Annotated in this window: 15 protein-coding genes; 8 read left to right on the top strand and 7 right to left on the bottom strand. The window is 66.5% G+C overall.

All coding sequences use genetic code 11. From position 1 onward, the window contains the following. Positions 1-50: 50 nt before the first annotated feature. Positions 51-1,484 (top strand): FAD-dependent oxidoreductase, encoded by a 1,434-nt coding sequence (locus tag NGB94_RS12610; RefSeq protein ID WP_325790999.1) that lies wholly within the window; start codon positions 51-53, stop codon positions 1,482-1,484. A gap of 129 nt (positions 1,485-1,613) precedes the next feature. Here NGB94_RS12610 and mfd read toward each other — a convergent pair whose 3' ends face one another. Together mfd and NGB94_RS12600 are read right to left on the bottom strand one after the other, a co-directional pair. Then, positions 1,614-5,228 carry a transcription-repair coupling factor gene (mfd, locus tag NGB94_RS12605; RefSeq protein ID WP_325790998.1) on the bottom strand — a complete coding sequence of 1,205 codons (3,615 nt, stop codon included), beginning with the start codon at positions 5,226-5,228 and terminating at the stop codon, positions 1,614-1,616. Between the two features lie 212 nt (positions 5,229-5,440). After that, a complete protein-coding gene (locus tag NGB94_RS12600; RefSeq protein ID WP_325790997.1) occupies positions 5,441-7,138 on the bottom strand; it encodes a M28 family metallopeptidase in 1,698 nt (565 codons plus the stop codon). Positions 7,139-7,420: 282 nt separating this feature from the next. On the opposite strand from NGB94_RS12600, the gene NGB94_RS12595 reads away from it, so the two are divergent. The 4 genes from NGB94_RS12595 to nhaA all read left to right on the top strand — a co-directional run bounded on the left by NGB94_RS12595 (position 7,421) and on the right by nhaA (position 10,471). Next, on the top strand, positions 7,421-8,110 hold the full coding sequence (locus tag NGB94_RS12595) for a hypothetical protein (protein ID WP_325790996.1): 690 nt from the start codon (positions 7,421-7,423) through the stop codon (positions 8,108-8,110). Between the two features lie 111 nt (positions 8,111-8,221). Next, on the top strand, positions 8,222-8,719 hold the full coding sequence (locus NGB94_RS12590) for a DUF2505 domain-containing protein (RefSeq protein ID WP_325790994.1): 498 nt from the start codon (positions 8,222-8,224) through the stop codon (positions 8,717-8,719). 27 nt (positions 8,720-8,746) lie between these two features. Beyond that, positions 8,747-8,968, top strand: coding sequence for an SCO4848 family membrane protein (locus tag NGB94_RS12585; RefSeq protein WP_325790993.1), 222 nt, complete (start codon positions 8,747-8,749; stop codon positions 8,966-8,968). 123 nt (positions 8,969-9,091) lie between these two features. Then, complete coding sequence (gene nhaA / locus NGB94_RS12580) at positions 9,092-10,471, top strand: Na+/H+ antiporter NhaA (protein WP_325790991.1); 1,380 nt, start codon at positions 9,092-9,094, stop codon at positions 10,469-10,471. Between the two features lie 42 nt (positions 10,472-10,513). Here the strand turns inward: nhaA and NGB94_RS12575 are convergent, their stop codons facing one another. The 5 genes from NGB94_RS12575 to NGB94_RS12555 form a co-directional block, all read right to left on the bottom strand. After that, a complete protein-coding gene (locus tag NGB94_RS12575) occupies positions 10,514-11,536 on the bottom strand; it encodes a hypothetical protein (protein WP_325790990.1) in 1,023 nt (340 codons plus the stop codon). Further along, positions 11,533-12,447 carry a hypothetical protein gene (locus tag NGB94_RS12570; RefSeq protein WP_325790989.1) on the bottom strand — a complete coding sequence of 305 codons (915 nt, stop codon included), beginning with the start codon at positions 12,445-12,447 and terminating at the stop codon, positions 11,533-11,535. Before NGB94_RS12570 ends, NGB94_RS12575 begins: the two co-directional genes overlap by 4 nt. Then, positions 12,447-13,187: a signal peptidase I gene (locus tag NGB94_RS12565; RefSeq protein ID WP_325790988.1), complete on the bottom strand. Its 741-nt coding sequence runs from the start codon at positions 13,185-13,187 to the stop codon at positions 12,447-12,449. Before NGB94_RS12565 ends, NGB94_RS12570 begins: the two co-directional genes overlap by 1 nt. Positions 13,188-13,195: 8 nt before the next feature. Next, a complete protein-coding gene (locus NGB94_RS12560; RefSeq protein WP_325790987.1) occupies positions 13,196-13,759 on the bottom strand; it encodes a hypothetical protein in 564 nt (187 codons plus the stop codon). Between the two features lie 96 nt (positions 13,760-13,855). Next, positions 13,856-14,368: an alternate-type signal peptide domain-containing protein gene (locus NGB94_RS12555; protein ID WP_325790986.1), complete on the bottom strand. Its 513-nt coding sequence runs from the start codon at positions 14,366-14,368 to the stop codon at positions 13,856-13,858. Positions 14,369-14,649: 281 nt separating this feature from the next. Between NGB94_RS12555 and NGB94_RS12550 the strand changes: the two genes are divergently transcribed. The 3 genes from NGB94_RS12550 (at position 14,650) to NGB94_RS12540 (ending at position 17,234) form a co-directional block, all read left to right on the top strand. Continuing rightward, on the top strand, positions 14,650-15,075 hold the full coding sequence (locus NGB94_RS12550; RefSeq protein WP_325790985.1) for a VanZ family protein: 426 nt from the start codon (positions 14,650-14,652) through the stop codon (positions 15,073-15,075). A 107-nt stretch (positions 15,076-15,182) separates the two neighbouring features. Further along, positions 15,183-16,580, top strand: coding sequence for an NAD-dependent succinate-semialdehyde dehydrogenase (locus NGB94_RS12545; RefSeq protein WP_325790983.1), 1,398 nt, complete (start codon positions 15,183-15,185; stop codon positions 16,578-16,580). 279 nt (positions 16,581-16,859) lie between these two features. After that, a complete protein-coding gene (locus NGB94_RS12540) occupies positions 16,860-17,234 on the top strand; it encodes a hypothetical protein (RefSeq protein WP_325790981.1) in 375 nt (124 codons plus the stop codon). Positions 17,235-17,237 lie beyond the last annotated feature (3 nt).

The following is a 17,237-nucleotide window of genomic DNA, read 5'->3' as shown; positions in this document are numbered from 1 at the left end:
GCGGCGCCCTGCCCCTCCCTGCGAACCACCACCGATCGAAAGCAGATACCGTGCCACGCACCACCCCAACCGCCTACGACCTCGCCGAGCAGCGCATCCCGGCCGCCGCCGTCACCGCAGCCCTTTCCGCTGCCTCCCCCGCCCCCTACTGGCTGGACCGCCCCGAACGCCCCGCTCCGCTGCCTCCGCTGGCAGCACCCATGGCCGCTGACCTCGTGGTGGTCGGCGGCGGGTACACCGGGCTCTGGACCGCGCTGCTGGCCAAGGAACGCAACCCGTCCGCTTCCGTGGTCCTGCTGGAGGGGCAGGAGGTGGGCTGGGCGGCGTCGGGCCGCAACGGCGGGTTCGTCTCCGCCAGCCTGACCCACGGCTACAGCAACGGGGTCAAGCACCTGCCCAAGGAGGTGGACCTGCTCAAGGACATGGGCGACGAGAACCTGGCCGAATTCGCCGAAACCATCGACCGCTACGGAATCGACTGCGGGTTCGAGTGGAACGGCACCCTGGCCCTGGCCACCGAACCGCACCAGGTTGAGTGGCTGCAGGAGGAAGCCCGGCACGACGGGACGGAGTTCTTCGACCGGGACAAGGTCCAGGCCGAAGTGAAGTCCCCCCTGTATCTGGCCGGGGCCTGGAACAAGAAGGGCAGCGCCCTGGTCGATCCGGCGCGGCTCGCATGGGGCCTGAAGCGCGCCTGCCTGGAACTCGGCGTGCAGATCTTCGAGCACTCCCCGGTGCGTTCGCTGGCCAAGTCGGGCAACGGCGTCGAGGTGGAGACCGACGGCGGCAGCGTGTCGGCGGCGAAGGTGGCCCTGGCGACCAACGTGTTCCCGTCGCTGCTGCGCCGCGCGCGGCTGCACACTGTGCCGGTTTACGACTACGCGCTGATGACCGAGCCGCTGACCGAGGAGCAGCTCGAATCGATCGGCTGGTCGCGGCGCCAGGGCCTGGACGACGTCTCAAACCGGTTCCACTACTACCGCCTCACCGAGGACAACCGGATTCTCTTTGGCGGCTACGACGCGCCTTACCACTACGGACGCAGCATGAAGCCGGAATACGACCAGAGCGAGGAATCCTTCCGGCGCCTGGCCGCGCATTTCCTCGCGACCTTTCCACAGCTCGAGGGCATCCGCTTCACCCACAAGTGGGGTGGAGCAATCGATACCTGCAGCCGGTTCTTCTCCTTCTTCATGAAGGCCTACGGCGGACGGGTAGCCTACGCTGCCGGGTTCACCGGCCTGGGCGTAGGTGCCAGCCGGTTCGCTGCCAACGTGCTGCTGGACCTGCTCTCCGGTGCCAAGACCCGGCGCACCTCCCTGGAACTGGTCCGCAAGCTGCCGCTGCCCTTCCCGCCCGAGCCTGTTGCGTGGCTCGGCGTGAAGATCACTACCGCTGCCATGGTCCGCTCGGACCGCCGGCAGGGTAAGCGCGGTCCGTGGCTGAAGCTCATGGACGCCGTCGGCATGGGGTTCGACTCCTAGCCGGCCTGCCGGTGTTCCCCTGGGGCCTCCTTTGCCGGGGGCCCTTTGGGCTGTCCGGCACAACAAGCTGCGTGCCTCCTTCGGCCTGATCCCCCTCCCGAAGGAGGCACGCTTTTTTGGGTCCAGCGCCTACTCCTTGAAGATCGCGTCCAGCACCTGGTGCGCCCACTGCAGCATCTCGGCGTCCTGCAGGTCCCGGCCGCCGATCTTCGCCGTCTTCGGCTTGGGAATCAGGATCGCGTTCAGCGCCGGCTTCACCTGCGAGCCCGGGTACATCCGCTGCAGGCGCATGGTCCGGGATTCGGGCAGGTCGCCCGGGGAGAACTTGATGAAGTTGCCCTGCAGCGCGACGTCCGTCAGTCCGGCAGAGCGGGCGTCCACCCGGAACCGGGCGACGTCGATCAGGTTCTTCACCTCCTGCGGCGGTTCGCCGTAGCGGTCCACCAGCTCGGCAAGGACTTCGTCGATCGCCTCGTTCGTCAGCGCCGAAGCCAGCTTCCGGTAGGCCTCAAGCCGCAGCCGCTCCCCCGGCACGTAGTCGTGCGGCAGGTGCGCGTTGACCGGCAGCTCGATCTTCATCTCGGCGGCCTTCTCCTCGGCCTCGCCGCGGAAGTCCGCCACTGCCTCGCCGACCAGCCGGATGTACAGGTCAAAGCCGACGCCGGCGATGTGCCCGGACTGTTCCCCGCCCAGCAGGTTGCCGGCACCGCGGATCTCGAGGTCCTTCATGGCCAGCTGCATGCCGGCACCGAGCTCGTTGTGCGCGGCGACGGCCTTCAGCCGCTCCAGCGCCACCTCGCCCAGCGGTTTCTCCGACGGGTACAGGAAGTACGCGTAGGCCCGCTCCCGTCCGCGGCCCACACGTCCGCGCAGCTGGTGCAGCTGGGAGAGGCCGAAGTGGTCTGCCCGGTCCACGATCAGGGTGTTGGCGTTGGAGATGTCCAGGCCGGTTTCGATGATGGTGGTGCACACCAGCACGTCGAAGCGCTTCTCCCAGAAGTCCACGATGATCTGCTCAAGCTTCGCCTCGCTCATCTGCCCGTGCGCGACGGCGATGCGGGCCTCCGGGACCAGCTCCTGCAGGTGCGCGGCGGTCCGGTCAATCGAGGAGACCCGGTTGTGGACGAAGAACACCTGGCCTTCGCGCATCAGTTCGCGGCGGATCGCGGCCGAGGCCTGCTTGTCTGTGTACGGGCCGACATAGGTCAGGACCGGGTGCCGTTCCTCCGGCGGGGTGGCCAGCGTGGAGGTTTCCCGGATTCCGGTCAGGGACATTTCAAGGGTTCGGGGAATCGGCGTAGCGCTCATGGCCAGCACGTCCACGTTGGTGCGCAGCTTCTTCAGCGCTTCCTTGTGCTCGACGCCGAAGCGCTGCTCCTCGTCCACGATCACCAGGCCGAGGTCCTTGAACTGGACCTCCTGCGAGAGCAGCCGGTGCGTACCGATGATGACGTCCACCGACCCGTTCAGCACACCCTCGATCACTTCCTTGGCCTGCTTGGCCGTCTGGAAGCGGGAGAGGGTGGCGACGCGGACCGGGAAGCCGGAGAAGCGTTCCGAGAAGGTTTCCAGGTGCTGCTGGGCGAGCAGCGTCGTCGGCACCAGCACCGCAACCTGCTTGCCGTCCTGCACGGCCTTGAACGCGGCGCGCACCGCGATCTCGGTCTTGCCGTAGCCGACGTCGCCGGAGACCAGGCGGTCCATCGGAACTTCGCGTTCCATGTCCGCCTTGACCTCGTTGATGGTGGTCAGCTGGTCCGGGGTCTCCACGTACGGGAACGCTTCTTCCAGCTCGCGCTGCCACGGGGTGTCCTGCCCGAAGGCGTGGCCCTTGGACGCCATCCGTGCGGAGTAGAGCCGGATCAGTTCCCCGGCGATTTCCTTGACGGCCTTGCGCGCCTTGGACTTGGTCTTGGCCCAGTCGGAGCCGCCCATCTTAGACAGCACCGGGGTTTCCCCGCCCACGTAGCGGGTGATCTGGTCCAGCTGGTCGGTGGGCACGAACAGCCGGTCCCCCGGTGCCCCGCGCTTGGACGGCGCGTACTCCAGCACCAGATACTCACGGACAGTTTTGTTCACTCCGGCCCCGGTGGCACGCTGCAGCAGTTCCTTGAACCGGCCCACACCGTGCTGCTCGTGCACCACGTAGTCGCCTTCCTGCAGCTGCAGGGGGTCGACGGCGTTGCGCCGCCGGGAGGGCATCTTGCGCATGTCCTTGGTGGAGTAGGTGCTGGCCCGGCCCAGCAGGTCCGCCTCGGTGAGCAGGCCCATCTTCAGGTTGTCGAAGACGAAGCCGCGTCCGGCGCTGGCGGTGGTGATCTCGATGATGCCCGGCTGCGGGGCGGAGTCCAGGGACTCCACCCGGGCGGCGGGAATGTCATTGTCGTGGAACAGTTCGGCCAGCCGGGAGGCCGGGCCGGGACCCTCGGTGACGACGACGAGGCGCCACTGGTCCCTGATGCGGGAGCCGATGAAGTCCATCATCTCCGCGACGTCGCCCTTGTAACCGCGGGGTTCGCGGGCGTTGATCGTCAGCGTGTCGATGTCCAGGACGGTTTCGTCATCCGGGTTGAAGGAGGTGATGGCCCACCACGCGACGTCGTTGGCCAGGGCCGCGGAGCGGGTGTCCGTCAGGGAGCGGAAGCTGGCAGCTTCCAGGTCCGCGCTGAGGCCGGCGGAGAGATCGACCGGCGCCGCACCGCCGTCGGACGCTGTGGCCCAGGCGGCGGCGAGGAATTCCTCGTTGGTGGATTCGAGGTCGTGGGCACGCGCGCGGACCTTCTCGGGTTCGATGACCACGGAGATGGAACCGGCCGGGAGCTGGCTCATCAGCGGAACCATTTCCTCCATCAGCACCGGAGCCAGGGATTCCATGCCTTCGACGGCGATCCCGCCGGCGATTTTCTCCAGCATGTCCGCAGCGGCCGGCATCTGGCTCTGCAGCTTCGCAGCCCGGCTCATCACGTCCGGGGTGATCAGCAGTTCGCGGCACGGCGGGGCGTAGAGCTCCTTGGGGTGGACCACGTGCTCGCCGGTGAGGGTGCGCTGGTCGGCGACGGCGAACCAGCGCATCGAGTCCACCTCGTCGCCGAAGAAGTCGATGCGGATGGGGTGGTCGTCGGTGGGTGGAAAGACGTCCAGGATGCCGCCGCGCACGGCGAACTCTCCGCGGTGGGAGACCATGTCCACGCGGGCGTAGGCGGCGTCGGCGAGCGCCTTGACGACGGCGTCGAACGGGCGTTCATCCCCTACGGCCAGGGACACCGGCTGCAGGTCGCCCAGTCCTTTGACCAGGGGCTGCACGACGGCGCGGACCGGCGCGACAACGATTTGAACGGGATCGTTTTCCGGATGCGCCAGCCGGCGCAGGACGGAGAGCCGCCGGCCTACGGTGTCCGAGCGGGGTGAGAGCCGTTCGTGCGGCAGGGTCTCCCAGGACGGGAACTCCTCGATGCCGGCCAGCGGCAGGTAGCTGCGCAGTGCGGCGGCGAGGTCCTCGGCTTCACGCCCGGTGGCGGTAACGGCCAGGACCACCGGCGGTGCGCCGGCGGTGTTGCCAGCAGCGCCGTCGTGCGCTTCGGCCAGCCCGTCCACCATTTCCGCCAGCAGCGCGGCCCGCATTCCCTGCGGCGCGCCGATCTCCAGGTCCTGGCTGCGCTTGGCCGGAACCCGCGCGGCATGCGCCCTGAGGCGGGAGTAGGACTTGTCCTCGGCGAGGGCGGCGCGCAGACCGTTCAGGCTCATTGCGGGGGTATCTCCTTCAGGGCAGGCAACGCAAGAACCCGAAGCTGGCAATCAACCCCGGGTAGGTAATTCCAGCCTACCCGCTGCCCGCCTGCCGGAAGCGGGGATACCGCTGAGGGCGAATTCCTGCCCCTCGCGATGGCACCGGGCAAAGGGGAAGGCCGCCCGCAGTTTCCTGCGGACGGCCTTCCCTAGTGGGTGCGAGCGTTCTGCTAGCGCAGGGCCTCGTGGCCCTTGTAGGTGGGGCCGGAGCTTGTCGGAGCCGAGGGCAGCGCCCGTGCCGACACGCCTGCACCGCCGCGGATATCCGCGTCCGACTGGGCGAAGGTCAGCGTGGTGTGGGCCACGGCGTCGGACATTTCGCCGAGTACCTGCTTGCTGATGTTGCCCAGGTCGTCGCACGCCGCGTGGTAGCAGGGGTCGTAGGACTCCCCTGCGGTTCCGCCGAACAGCGCAGCTTCCTCGTCCGTCTTCAGGCCTTCGGCACCGGTGAACAGGCCGCCGGCCGGAATGCCGTTGTTGATGAACGCCTGGTAGTCCGAGCGGCCGTCGAACTCCGTGGGAGCCGTTGCCAGTCCCTGGGATGCGAAGTAGTCCTCAAAGACACCTTCAATGACGTCGGAGCCGGTCGGACCCGTTGAGCCGAAGGCGTCTCCGTCGCCGTCATAGACAAACCGGACGAAGTTCGTTGAACCGAGCATGTCGAAGTTCAGGTTGAGCAGGGTGTTGGCGATGGCCTGCTCGTCCAGCTGCTCGACGTAGTGTGCCGAACCCAGGAGTCCGTCTTCCTCGGCGCCCCAGAAGGCAAACCGCACCTGGTTCTCCAGCTTGAACTTGCCGGTCTTGCCCAGCTGGACGGCAGTCTCCAGGATGGCCGCGGTTCCGCTGCCGTTGTCGTTGATGCCTGGTCCTTCGGATACGGAGTCGAGGTGCGCACCAACCACGATCTGGCGGGTCGGGTCGCCCTTGGGTGTATCCGCGATGACATTGAACGTCTCGGTTTCCTGAACCGTGGAGTCAACCGCCAGACGGAGTGCGGCACCGGCCGTTCCGGCCAGCTCCTCGCCGAGCTCGAAGGTGACGCCGACGGCGGGAATCTGCGAGAGGCTGTCCCCGAGCGTGCCGTTGACGAGTCCAAAGCGGTCATCACCCGGCACCTCGTTGCCCTGGTTGAAGACGATCGCGCCGGATGCCCCGGCGGCGGCGGCGTTGGCCACCTTGTCTCCGAAGGGGCAGGTACCGCGCTGCAGGAGGGCGATGTTCCCGGCAGTGAAGTCCGCGAAGTCCCCGGCTTCACAGCCGGAGGTGTTGGCGCGGTCGCCGCTCAGGTTGATGTCCACGGCGGTAACTTCGCCGGTGACATCCCCGGGGCCGGAATAGCTCATGGTGAGATAGTCCTCCCCGGCAGTGTAGGCCGCCGGATTCGGCGAGACCTGCTCCAGTGCGTCTCCGTTGAGGACGAACTGTTCGTAGGTGAAGGGCTGGCGGAACGGCTCGTAGCCGGCCTTTCGCAGCTGTCCCTCCACATACTGCGCTGTGGCTTCGTATCCCGGTGTTCCGGCCGCACGGTTTCCGCCGTTCTGGTCGGCCGCACGCTGGAGGGCTTTCAGATGGGAATAGACGCCCTCTACGGTCACCTTGTCCCGCAGCTTCTCTGAATCATCCTTCCCGGGTTTGCCGGGACCATGGCCCGGTTTTCCGGGACCGTGCCCGGGTTTCCCCGGTTTGTCCGGTTTGCCGTGGCCGTTCCCCGGCTTTCCCTGGTTCTTGCCCGGGCCCTGCTGCGAACCCTGGTTTCCCTTCCCGCCCGAGTTCAGTTCTGCGGAAAACGCTGCCGGTGCGCCGGCTGAAAGCGTGAGGACAACGGTGGCGGCCAGGCCAGCCCCGCGCATGGATTTACTGAGTTTCATCGTTCCCCTACTAAGAGTGCGAGTGAATGAATGGCCTGCTGCGCGCCGCCCCCGTGGCACAAGCCGTGCCGCGACGCTAGTGGGGATTTCGGCGTCCTAACAGAGCGCCCGAGGAACCGCGCCCAATATCCTTCGGCCCCCTTTCCAAATCCTGCGGATTCGGCTAGGTTTCCCGCCTGCGTGAGGGCACGGACTGTGGCTTTTCCCCGCCCCTGCTGCCACGCTGGGATAGCACGTGCATCACTGGAACCGCCTCATCCCAGCGCATCGGAGGCCTGCCCCATGGGACGTTCACCGGGACTCACCAGCAAAACCCTGTTCCTGCTCACGGCACTGACTGCGGTTTCGCTGTTCTTCACAGCCTGCTCCAACGCCGGGAACCAGGAGGACACAGCAAACAACGCCACGTCCCCGGCGGCGTCGTCCACCCTGCCCAGCGACTGCGAATCCGGACCCGAGGCGACGTCGTCGTCCTGCCAGGCCGCCGGACCGGGCCGCACCGTCGCCGCCGACCGGTGCCCGGACACGTCGCCGACGCCGCTGGACGGCGGAGTCATCGAGGGCAGCTTCGGGCCGTGGTGCGAGAACGCCATTGCGACGTCGTACCCCACCGAAGACACGGAGTCCCTGATCCCGGAGGGTACCGAAGTGGAGCTGACCATCTCTGAAACGGACATGGACACCACCGTGGACATGCAGGGGCAGGACTTCCCGGCCAGCGCCACGTACCAGGGCATCCTGCACGAGGGTCCGTGCGCCGAGAATCCCGGGGACCTGGGGCCGGAGTACGTCCACGAAGGCAGCGGGGACAACCCGAACGCCACCGTGGTGCTGGACTTCACCACCGCATCCGACGGTTCGGCAGCCGCCACCGTCACGGTGCCGTTCCTGGTGCCGGACAACGCATCCGGCAACTCGATCGTGCTGCAGAACACGGACATGGAGATCGTGGGGTGCGTACGCATCCCCTGAGCCGGACGGGACCGGCCGCTTTGGGGGCTCCCCGGGGAAAGCGACTAGGATGTTTGGCGGGCCAGGTGCTGAAAAGCCGGGCCTGCCGCACATTTCCTACCGGAGGACCCCATGGCCCTGTCTGCTTCCACCACCCTGCCTTACGACGCCGCCGCGCTGACCAAGACCTTCACTGACGAAGGATTCGTCCGCAGCATCAGCGAACACGTGGGCGGTTCCCTGGTTTCCCTGACGGTCGACGGCGATACCTCCGGTCCCTTCACCCTCACTGCCGTGCGCCAGCTGCCTACGGACCGCCTTCCGGACATGGCAAAGAAGCTCGTGGGGTCCTCCCTGACCGTGACGCAGAAGGAAGCGTGGGACGCCCCGGCCGCTGACGGCTCCCGCACCGCTTCCGTTGACCTGTCCGTGGGCGGCGTGCCGCTGAAGGTCAGCGCTGTGCAGCGGCTGGTTGTCCTGGCCGAAGGCACCCGTGTAGACGTAGAAGGAACCGTCAGCTCCTCCATCCCCTTCCTGGGGGACAAGATCGCCAAGGCCGCCGAGCCGATGATCGGCAAGGCCCTGACCATCCAGGCTGCCCAGGCCGGCAAGTGGATCGAAAACAACTAGCAGCCGCGCCCTACCAGGAGTATTCACTTGGAGCTTTCCACCCCGCTTGCCTTCGTTCTGCTGATCTCCGGCCTGTGGTCGATCATGGTCTGGCCCGTGTTCCTCAAGCGAGTCCTGAAGGACCCGCAGGCACGTGATGCCAGCGGGGCGCCCACCCGTTTTCTGACCACCAACCTCATGATGATCAGCACGGCGATCATCTTCGCGCTGGCCACCGCCGTAATCGGCGTGCGGGGCCTGCTCGGCTAGCCTTTTGTGCTGCTGTGTCCCTGCCCCGGGGCCGCAGCCTCGGTAAAATAGGGGACGGTGAGCCGGGAAGTCTGGTCGGCAGCAAATCTTCCGTACCCGCTTACCTTTTAGGAGCCTTCGTTCATGGCCTCACACGAGCCAAATTCCCAGCCGTCGGGCGGCACCAAGGTCTTTTTCGGGCGCTCCAGTTACCGCGAGCACCTGCGCATTGGGGAGATCCTGCGCAAGGAGACCGTCGGCGGCGTGCTGCTGCTGATCGCCACCGTGGCCGCGCTCATCTGGGCCAACTCACCGGCGTCGGAAAGCTACTTCGCGATCCGTGACTTCAGCTTCGGCTACGAGCCCTGGCACCTGGACCTGAGCGTCGGCGCCTGGGCCGCTGACGGGCTGCTGGCGATCTTCTTCTTCCTGGTGGGCCTGGAGCTCAAGAAGGAGTTCGTTGCCGGCGACCTGCGGCAGATCAGCAAGGCGATCGTGCCCGTGGCGGCGGCCTTTGGCGGCGTCATCATTCCTGCCCTGATCTTCGTTGGCGTGCAGCTGGCCACCGGGTCCGACGGCATCCGCGGCTGGGCCATTCCGACGGCGACCGACATCGCCTTCGCACTGGCGGTACTGGCTGTCATCAGTTCGCACCTGCCTACGGCACTGCGCATCTTCCTGCTGACCCTGGCGGTGGTGGACGATCTCATTGCGATCACCATCATCGCGCTCTTCTACTCCGAAGACGTGAACCCGCTGATGCTGGGCCTGACGCTGATTCCGCTGGCGGCCTTCACGCTGCTGGTCCAGCGCGGGCAGCGGTTCTTCGGTGCCCGGCGCTGGCCGTTCTGGGTGTTCCTGGCGCCCCTCGCCGTCGCCGTCTGGATCCTCATGCACGCCTCGGGAGTGCATGCCACAGTGGCCGGCGTGCTGCTTGGCTTTGCCGTTCCGGTGCTGCGCCGCGACCCGTCCGGCGGAACACTGCCGCACAGTGAGGACAAGCCCGGCCTGGCGGAGATCTTCGAGCACCGCTTCCGTCCCATCTCCACCGGTTTTGCCGTTCCGCTGTTCGCGTTCTTCTCTGCCGGCGTCGCTTTCGGCGGGCTTGACGGCCTGGGCCGGGCACTGACCGATCCGGTGGCCGTCGGCATTGTCGCCGCCCTGGTGCTGGGCAAGCCGATCGGCGTGCTGCTGACCACGTGGGTGCTGACCTTCTTCACCAAGGCGACCCTGGACAGGTCCGTGAAATGGGTGGACCTGACCGGCATCGGCATCCTTGCCGGTATCGGCTTCACCGTGTCCCTGCTGGTGAACGACCTCAGCTTCGGTCTGGGTTCGGCGCACCATGAAGATGCCAAGATTGCCATCCTGACCGCATCCGTGCTCGCCGCTGTCCTGGCATCAATCCTGCTGACCATCCGCAACCGGCACTATGCCGTCCTGGAGAAGGCCGAGCGGGTCGATGCAGACAATGACGGCATCCCCGATGTGTTCCAGCAGGAGGACGGGCAGCAGGGACGCTAGCCCTCCGCTGCCGGTCAGGTATCCCCCGGCAGCGGCCGGCCCTCAGCCGCGCAGCTCGTTTCCGGTAGCCCAGCATTCGTGGCTGTTGGCCCCGAGCTGGTAGGTCAGGTACACCGGGTCTCCGGCCGTTGTTCCGTTCATGGGCTGCACCCGCACCGAGTACTGGCCAAAGTGCTGGGTGGATCCGCCGGGCTGGGTGAGGCTGGTCCGGAACCGGGTCTGGGCTGCTGCCTGGTTGGCCTGCGCACCGTAGCGTCCGTTGGCTGCACGGATCGTCACGTCATAGCTCGCTGCGCCGGAGGAAACCGCCCAGTTCAGCACCAGATCGGCGTATCCGTCCCTGCCCCGCACAAGCTCCGGGAGTGTGCATGTGAGGGGATTGATCTTGCCCAGGGGCGCAGCGTTGGGTGCCGCCGCGGCGTGCGGATCCGCCCAGTAGCAGTTGGTGACGTTGTAGTGCTCGTACTTGTACGTCCAGTAGAGCGGGTCACCGGCTACCGATCCGTTCATGGGCATGACGCGAACACGGTAGTCCGTGTAGTACGGCGTCGGGTTCGAGACGGGCTTACCGTACTGGTCGACGGCCGAGCGGTCGAACCGGAACGTGGCGCTGGCAGCCGGAACAGTCTGTGTCTGGGCGTACGGGTAGGCGGCGTTCGTCGAGGTCACGGAAATCACGTAGTGCGTTACCGGTCCTGACCCGGCCCAGGTGAAGGTCGTGTCCGTGCGCAGATTCCCGGTGGCTGCCGTGCAGGTGCCGGGGGACAGTTTTCCGGGGCGAGCCGCGAACACGGGATCTGCCTGGTTGACGATGGTCCCGGGCGGAGTGGACGGCTGCGTGGGTGTGGGCTGCGGTGCAGGAACGGACGGCACCGGTTTGCCGGCGGTTACCGTAATCGCTGCGGTGCCCTGCTGGCTCCAAAGGGCCCATGCAGCCGGTGCGCCCAGTCCCAGCACAACGGTTACCGCGAAGGCTGCGGCAGCGACCCGGGATCCGGGAAGCTGCCGGAAACGCTGCAGCGCGTTCTTCTTCCGTGGCTGGCCCACCTGCTCGTTCTCCTTCATTGCGTCCTTCGGGTTATGCGTATCCGTGCAGCAGCGGCCGCGAAGAAGGCGGCTGCCAGCAACACCATCAACGTACCCTGCCAGGTGCGGATGATTGGCTCCACGGTGCTTTCGATGAACGACGCCGGTGCGATCCGCGGCGGAAGGTCAGGGGTACCGGAAGCCTTGGCTAGGCCTGCCGGTCCCGCGCCCGCCCCTCCGGACACGGGTACGGCATTCAGCGGAGCCGCCGCTCCCCCGGTTCCGGGGACAGCGAGTGCGGCGGCAGCTCCGGGCGTGTCCTGCACGGCGTTTCCGGATCCACCGGTGTTGCTCCCGCCGTCCTGCCCGCCGGGGGCCGGAACCTGGTTGTCCGGAGCCTCAGCGGACTGGCAGGCCGAACGTCCGCCGGCCGAGTCCAGCAGCAGGAGGATGTCGAAGGACCCCCGCTGGTTCATGGTGGAGTTCGGGGCTTCCAGGACCAGGCCTGTGCTGAGATCTACCCGGCGTGCTGCTCCGGCTTCGAGCAGCACGGGCGTTCCAAGGTCGCTGCAGGCGACGCTGCCGGGCAAGGCAGCGGATTCAGCGCCTGCACCATACCGGGAACGGAATTCAAGGTAACCGGCAAGCTCTGGACCGATTCCGCGCCCGGCCACTGCCAGGGACAGATAAGCCGGTTCGGCTGAATTGTTCCGCACCCACAGGGCTCCGGTCTGCGAGCTGCCGGGAACCAGGTGCAGTCCCTCAGGAAAGACCGGCTGGCTGGCGGAGCCAGTGAAGCGGGAGCCGTCGAAGCTGACCTGGAGGGAGTCGGCGTCCGCGTGGGCAGCGGGGGCGGCTGCCAGCGACATGGCAGCGAACACCCCCGCTCCCAGGAGCGCCAGGCCGGCCCTGGCACCGCGGGGCGCATGGGGCCGGCGGAGGGGCATCATCAGACTGCCACGCTCTTGGGGGCGCGGGCCGAATGGAACCCTGAAACAGCGTGGTCGCAGTGGTCGCAGTCGTGCAGGACCGGGTCGTCGCTGAAGGCATCAGTGCGGGATTCGCCGGAGCGCGAGTGGAGGCCGGTGTCTTCGCGGACGGGAAGCTCCAGGACCACCGCGTCCACTTCCGGTTCCGGAGACTTGCGCCTGGCTTCAAGGGTGCCGCGGACCAGCAGGACGATTCCGTAGCCGAGCAGGCCAACAGCAGCCCACTGGGCGATCTCACCGCGGTCACTGCTGCCGAGCCCGTTCGCCACGAATCCTACGTACGGCACGGCGTAGGAGAGCTTGCCGCGGATCTGGGCTTCCTGGACGGCAGCTTCATCGGCCAGGTCGTTGTTGTCTCCCTGGGTTGTGAACAGCCGCTCGCCGTTCTGGCCCGCGGAGATGCCGATGATCCGGTGGGTGATGACCGTGGGATCCCCGGACTCGATCTGGTAGGTGATGACGTCACCGGTCTTGAGCTCGTCTGCCGGGATCGGCTTCACGACGAGGAAGGTGCCGGGTGCGTAATTCGGTGCCATGGAGCTGGTCAGCACGGTGTAGGTCTGCGATCCGGTCACCAGGGGAATAACGATCAGGACCAGGGCGGCCAGCGCGGCAGCGCACATGGCCACCAAGCTCAGGGCTGAGCCGGTGAACTTCAGTGCCCGGAGCGCCGGAGAGGGATTGCTGCGGCCTGTTGACATGGAAGTCACTATCCTTTTTGTTCGACGGTGAGCGGAATCGAAATGGTGGAAGTCTGGCCCTCTGCGTTTGCCTCCGCTGAGAGCGTTACTCGAAAGCAAAGGACGCCTGAGGCGCTCTTCGGGAGCTCGAGGGTCCGGGCAGCAGTGCCCGTGAAAAGAGCCGGGTTGGAACAGGCGGCAAGGTCCGCGCCGCTGACGGCGCGCTGTTCGACTGCCAGCAGGGGCGCCAGGCTGCCGCCAACCACCGGCTGGCCGGCAGCCGCTGCCAGCGTGAACGTTCCACCGGCATCGGTGAGGTTGGTCAGCTTGACGCCGGCGTACACCGACTGGCCGGCGTTCACCGGCCCGAGCGGAGCGGTCGCCAGGCCAACGGTGCCCTGGCTGCCGTCAGGCTGGCGCATCATGACGACGCCGGTGCCGCCATCCATCTCGACGTTGAAGGACGCGGCCTGGAGGCTTCCGGCCGCTGCCGGTGCAGCAGCACTCCACAGGGCGTAGGTGCCCTGAACGGTCATGAGCCCCAGCAGCACGGCGCAGAGCACAAGCCCTGTTCCTTTCAGTGCTGCTCTCATTGCCATGCCCTGCTTTCCGACGGTGCTGAAGTTTGGAGGGGGTGCCGTGCGCGGCGTGCTGCCGCGCACGGCCCGAATGAACGGATGAAGCGGTACTTAGCGGACGACCTGGTCCAGCTTGTAGATGATCTTGGAAAGGTCCTGGGCCGCGTTCTGGGTGTTGTTGCCTGCGGCCTGGTTGAAGGTGACGGTCGCGGTAACCGTGGCTGCACCGTTGTTGGCGGAGGTGAGGTCGCGGCCCTTGAGCTCGGTGCCGGCCTGCGTGATGTTGTAGTTGTAGCTCAGCTGGCTGAAGAAGCCGTTCGACGTTCCGGCGAACTCCGGTGCCAGGGTGGCCTTGAGCTGGTCGCCGGTGAGCTTGATGGTCAGGGGCTGCTCGAACTTCAGCACCTCACCCGGGACCACCTTGTAGCTGGAGATGTCGGGGATGACGGTTCCGTCGGCCTTCTTCCAGACGGCGGCACCGGACGTGAGGTCCAGGTTGCCGGCCACGATCGACCCGGTGGTGGCGTTGGCGGTGTCGTTCCAGATCGCGAGCGTTCCGCCGCCGCCGAGAAGCAGTGCCACGCCTACGCCGGTTGCCAGTGCGCCTTTAGCCATCTTGTTCATTCGGTTCCCCTAAAGAGTTGTGTTCCGGGCGGGAACTGTTCCCGCCGACATGGCTAATCTGCTATCCGATTCTCAAGAAACCGGACGGTCCCGGCACAGGGTTTGGAAAACCTTGCAACAATGCTCAAGAGCCCCGCAACGGGGCCGCAAAATCTGCGCAATCCAGTTCAGGCACCCGCACTTTCAGCCGATTTCGCCCGCGGGGGGGCGCTCCACATGACGAGGACCCAGTGAATATGCAGGCAGCTCCAGCGGGCCGTAAACCCCGTCACCGGCCGCTATTGGCGCTTGGTCTGGCGGCGTATGCGGCTCTGCTGGCATGCATTGTCTTCTGGCCCCAGCCCGTTGACCGGGGCATGCGCGGCTACCTGGACCAGGCGCTTGGACTGCTGCACTCCCTGGGTGCTCCGGGATGGGTCGGCTACACGCTCGTAGAGGCGGCTGCCAACGTGGCGCTGTTCCTTCCGGCCGGACTGCTGCTCGCCGCCTGGCTGAGCCCGCGCTGGAGCTGGCTTGCCGCCGTCGCCGGTCTTTGTCTTTCTGCGGGCATAGAGGCAGCGCAGGCCCTGCTGCTGCCCGAGCGGTACGCCACGCCGCACGACGTTATGGCCAACGGGCTGGGAGCGGCGCTGGGCACGGTTGCGGTCTACGCCTGGCGTGCCCGGGGAACCAGAAGCCGGCCGGGAAAACCGCAGCAGCGGCAATGAGGGCCGCTGATCCCCCGGTTCGCGTCACCATCAGGCATTTTGTTTACCCGGGAGGGCGTTTCGCGGCATGATGACATAACCCACATAAATGCGTAAGGAGTACGGACGTGAGCACCACTTCCAAGACAACGGCCAGGTCCTACCGGGTAGTGAACCCCGCCACCGGTGAACCGGGAGAAGAATTCCCGCTGGCCACCGACGCCGAGATCCAGGATGCGCTTGCAGCGTCGCAGGCAGCTTTCGAGTCCTGGCGGGAAGTTCCCATTGAGGAACGCAGCCGGATCGTGAGCCGCGTTGCGGAGCTCTTCACCGAGCGCATGGACGAACTCGCTGCCATCATCACCGAAGAAATGGGCAAGCCGCTGCCGGAATCGGCAGGCGAAGCCGAGTACTGCACCGACATCTTCAACTACTTCGCCACCGAAGGACCGTCGCTGGCCGCCGACCAGGAGATCAAGGCAATCGGCGCAGGCCGGGCCGTTATCCAGAAGCTGCCGGTTGGCCCGCTGCTCGGCATCATGCCGTGGAACTACCCCTACTACCAGGTTGCCCGTTTTGCGGCACCCAACCTGATGCTGGGCAACACGATCATCCTCAAGCATGCGGAGTCCTGCCCCAAGTCGGCGCTGGCCATCCAGAAGATCATGGACGACGCCGGCGTGCCGGCAGGCGTGTACCAAAATGTCTTCGCCAGCCATGACCAGATTGCGGACATCATCGCCGATCCCCGCATCCAGGGTGTTTCGCTGACCGGATCCGAGCGTGCCGGCGCCATCATCGGCGAGCTGGCGGGCAAGAACCTCAAGAAGGTTGTGCTGGAGCTCGGGGGCTCGGACCCGTACGTTGTGCTGGACACCGACGATGTGAAGGAAGCGGCGGCCAACGCCTGGGCCACTCGCCTGGAGAACACCGGCCAGGCCTGCAACTCCAACAAGCGCATGATCGTCGCCGAGGACATCTATGACGACTTCGTCGCCGAACTGACCAGCCTGGCCAAGGACCTCAAGCCCGGGAACCCGGCGGAAGCAGCTGAGGGAACGTACGCCCCCCTCTCCTCCCGCACTGCTGCCGAGGGACTCGCAGAGCAGATCAAGGACGCCGTGGACAAGGGTGCGACCCTGCACGCCGGCGGCACCCTGCAGGACGGGCCGGCCGCTTACCTGGCACCGGCGGTCCTGACCGGCATTACTCCTGAAATGCGTGCGTACCGCGAAGAGCTCTTCGGTCCGGTAGCCGTGGTGTACAAGGTAGGCAGCGATGAGGAAGCTGTCCGGCTCGCCAACGACTCCGACTACGGCCTGGGCGGAGCGGTGTTCTCCACCGACGAAGAGCGCGCCCGCAAGGTGGCACAGCAGCTCCAGGTTGGCATGGCCAACGTCAACGGCGTCGGAGAGGGAGCTGACATTCCCTTCGGCGGCGTCAAGCGTTCAGGCTACGGCCGTGAGCTCGGACCGCTGGGCATGGATGAGTTCGTGAACAAGCGGCTTTTCTACATCGCCGACTAAGTATTCGGTTTGTCCGGCGACGCCTGCACCCTCCCGGGCGCAGGCGTCGCCGCGTTGTGGGTGCTTTTCGCCCCTGCAAACTTTCTGTGATCTTGAGCCTCGCCGGGGACTGTTCCTGAGCTTGGCATGGGACCGTTGGCGGTACTGATCCACACTGCCTTCCCCCAGAAGGGGACGGCTGCCGTCCAGGAGGACCCCCATGTCTCCCCGTCACAGCACTGCGCCTCCGGGCCGCGCGACCCGCGCCCGCGCCATTGCTCCTGCCCGCCCTTTCCCGGCATGACCGCCGTGATCGAGAGCCCGGTTTCCCAAGTCCTCGTGTCGCGTGCGTCCCTGCGCGACCTCAGCGACCAGATGGGCCCGGATGTATGCCGCCAGTTTGTCGGCAACTACATAAACATGTGGGAGGGACGCTACGCGCGGCTGGTGAATTCCCTCGACGGAGGCGATTATCCCGGTGCCATGGACGTTGTGCTGAGCATCAAAATCTCCAGCCAGATGGCGGGAGCGAAGCAGCTTGCCGGCTACGCCGGAATTGCACAGGACATGGTGGGGCGAACCGATATCCACGGTCTGCAGTCCCTGCTGGAACCGATGCAGCAGTGCGGCGAAGCCACGCTCGCGTCCCTGCGTGACATGCTGGCAGGGATTTAGCCG

Origin of the sequence: Arthrobacter koreensis (assembly GCF_035792275.1) — a bacterium.
In the GTDB taxonomy this organism is placed as follows: Bacteria; Actinomycetota; Actinomycetes; order Actinomycetales; family Micrococcaceae; genus Arthrobacter_B; species Arthrobacter_B koreensis_A.
This window is presented reverse-complemented; position numbering and strand designations above follow the sequence as displayed.

What these genes read in the sequence shown, in the direction of transcription:
- NGB94_RS12565 (WP_325790988.1), bottom strand. Translation starts at nt 13,187, where the DNA reads ATGTCAACAGGCCGCAGCAATCCCTCTCCGGCGCTCCGGGCACTGAAG.
- NGB94_RS12590 (WP_325790994.1), top strand. Translation starts at nt 8,222, where the DNA reads ATGGCCCTGTCTGCTTCCACCACCCTGCCTTACGACGCCGCCGCGCTG.
- NGB94_RS12560 (WP_325790987.1), bottom strand. Translation starts at nt 13,759, where the DNA reads ATGAGAGCAGCACTGAAAGGAACAGGGCTTGTGCTCTGCGCCGTGCTG.
- NGB94_RS12575 (WP_325790990.1), bottom strand. Translation starts at nt 11,536, where the DNA reads ATGAAGGAGAACGAGCAGGTGGGCCAGCCACGGAAGAAGAACGCGCTG.
- NGB94_RS12600 (WP_325790997.1), bottom strand. Translation starts at nt 7,138, where the DNA reads ATGAAACTCAGTAAATCCATGCGCGGGGCTGGCCTGGCCGCCACCGTT.
- NGB94_RS12595 (WP_325790996.1), top strand. Translation starts at nt 7,421, where the DNA reads ATGGGACGTTCACCGGGACTCACCAGCAAAACCCTGTTCCTGCTCACG.
- NGB94_RS12570 (WP_325790989.1), bottom strand. Translation starts at nt 12,447, where the DNA reads ATGATGCCCCTCCGCCGGCCCCATGCGCCCCGCGGTGCCAGGGCCGGC.
- mfd (WP_325790998.1), bottom strand. Translation starts at nt 5,228, where the DNA reads ATGAGCCTGAACGGTCTGCGCGCCGCCCTCGCCGAGGACAAGTCCTAC.
- nhaA (WP_325790991.1), top strand. Translation starts at nt 9,092, where the DNA reads ATGGCCTCACACGAGCCAAATTCCCAGCCGTCGGGCGGCACCAAGGTC.
- NGB94_RS12540 (WP_325790981.1), top strand. Translation starts at nt 16,860, where the DNA reads ATGACCGCCGTGATCGAGAGCCCGGTTTCCCAAGTCCTCGTGTCGCGT.
- NGB94_RS12555 (WP_325790986.1), bottom strand. Translation starts at nt 14,368, where the DNA reads ATGAACAAGATGGCTAAAGGCGCACTGGCAACCGGCGTAGGCGTGGCA.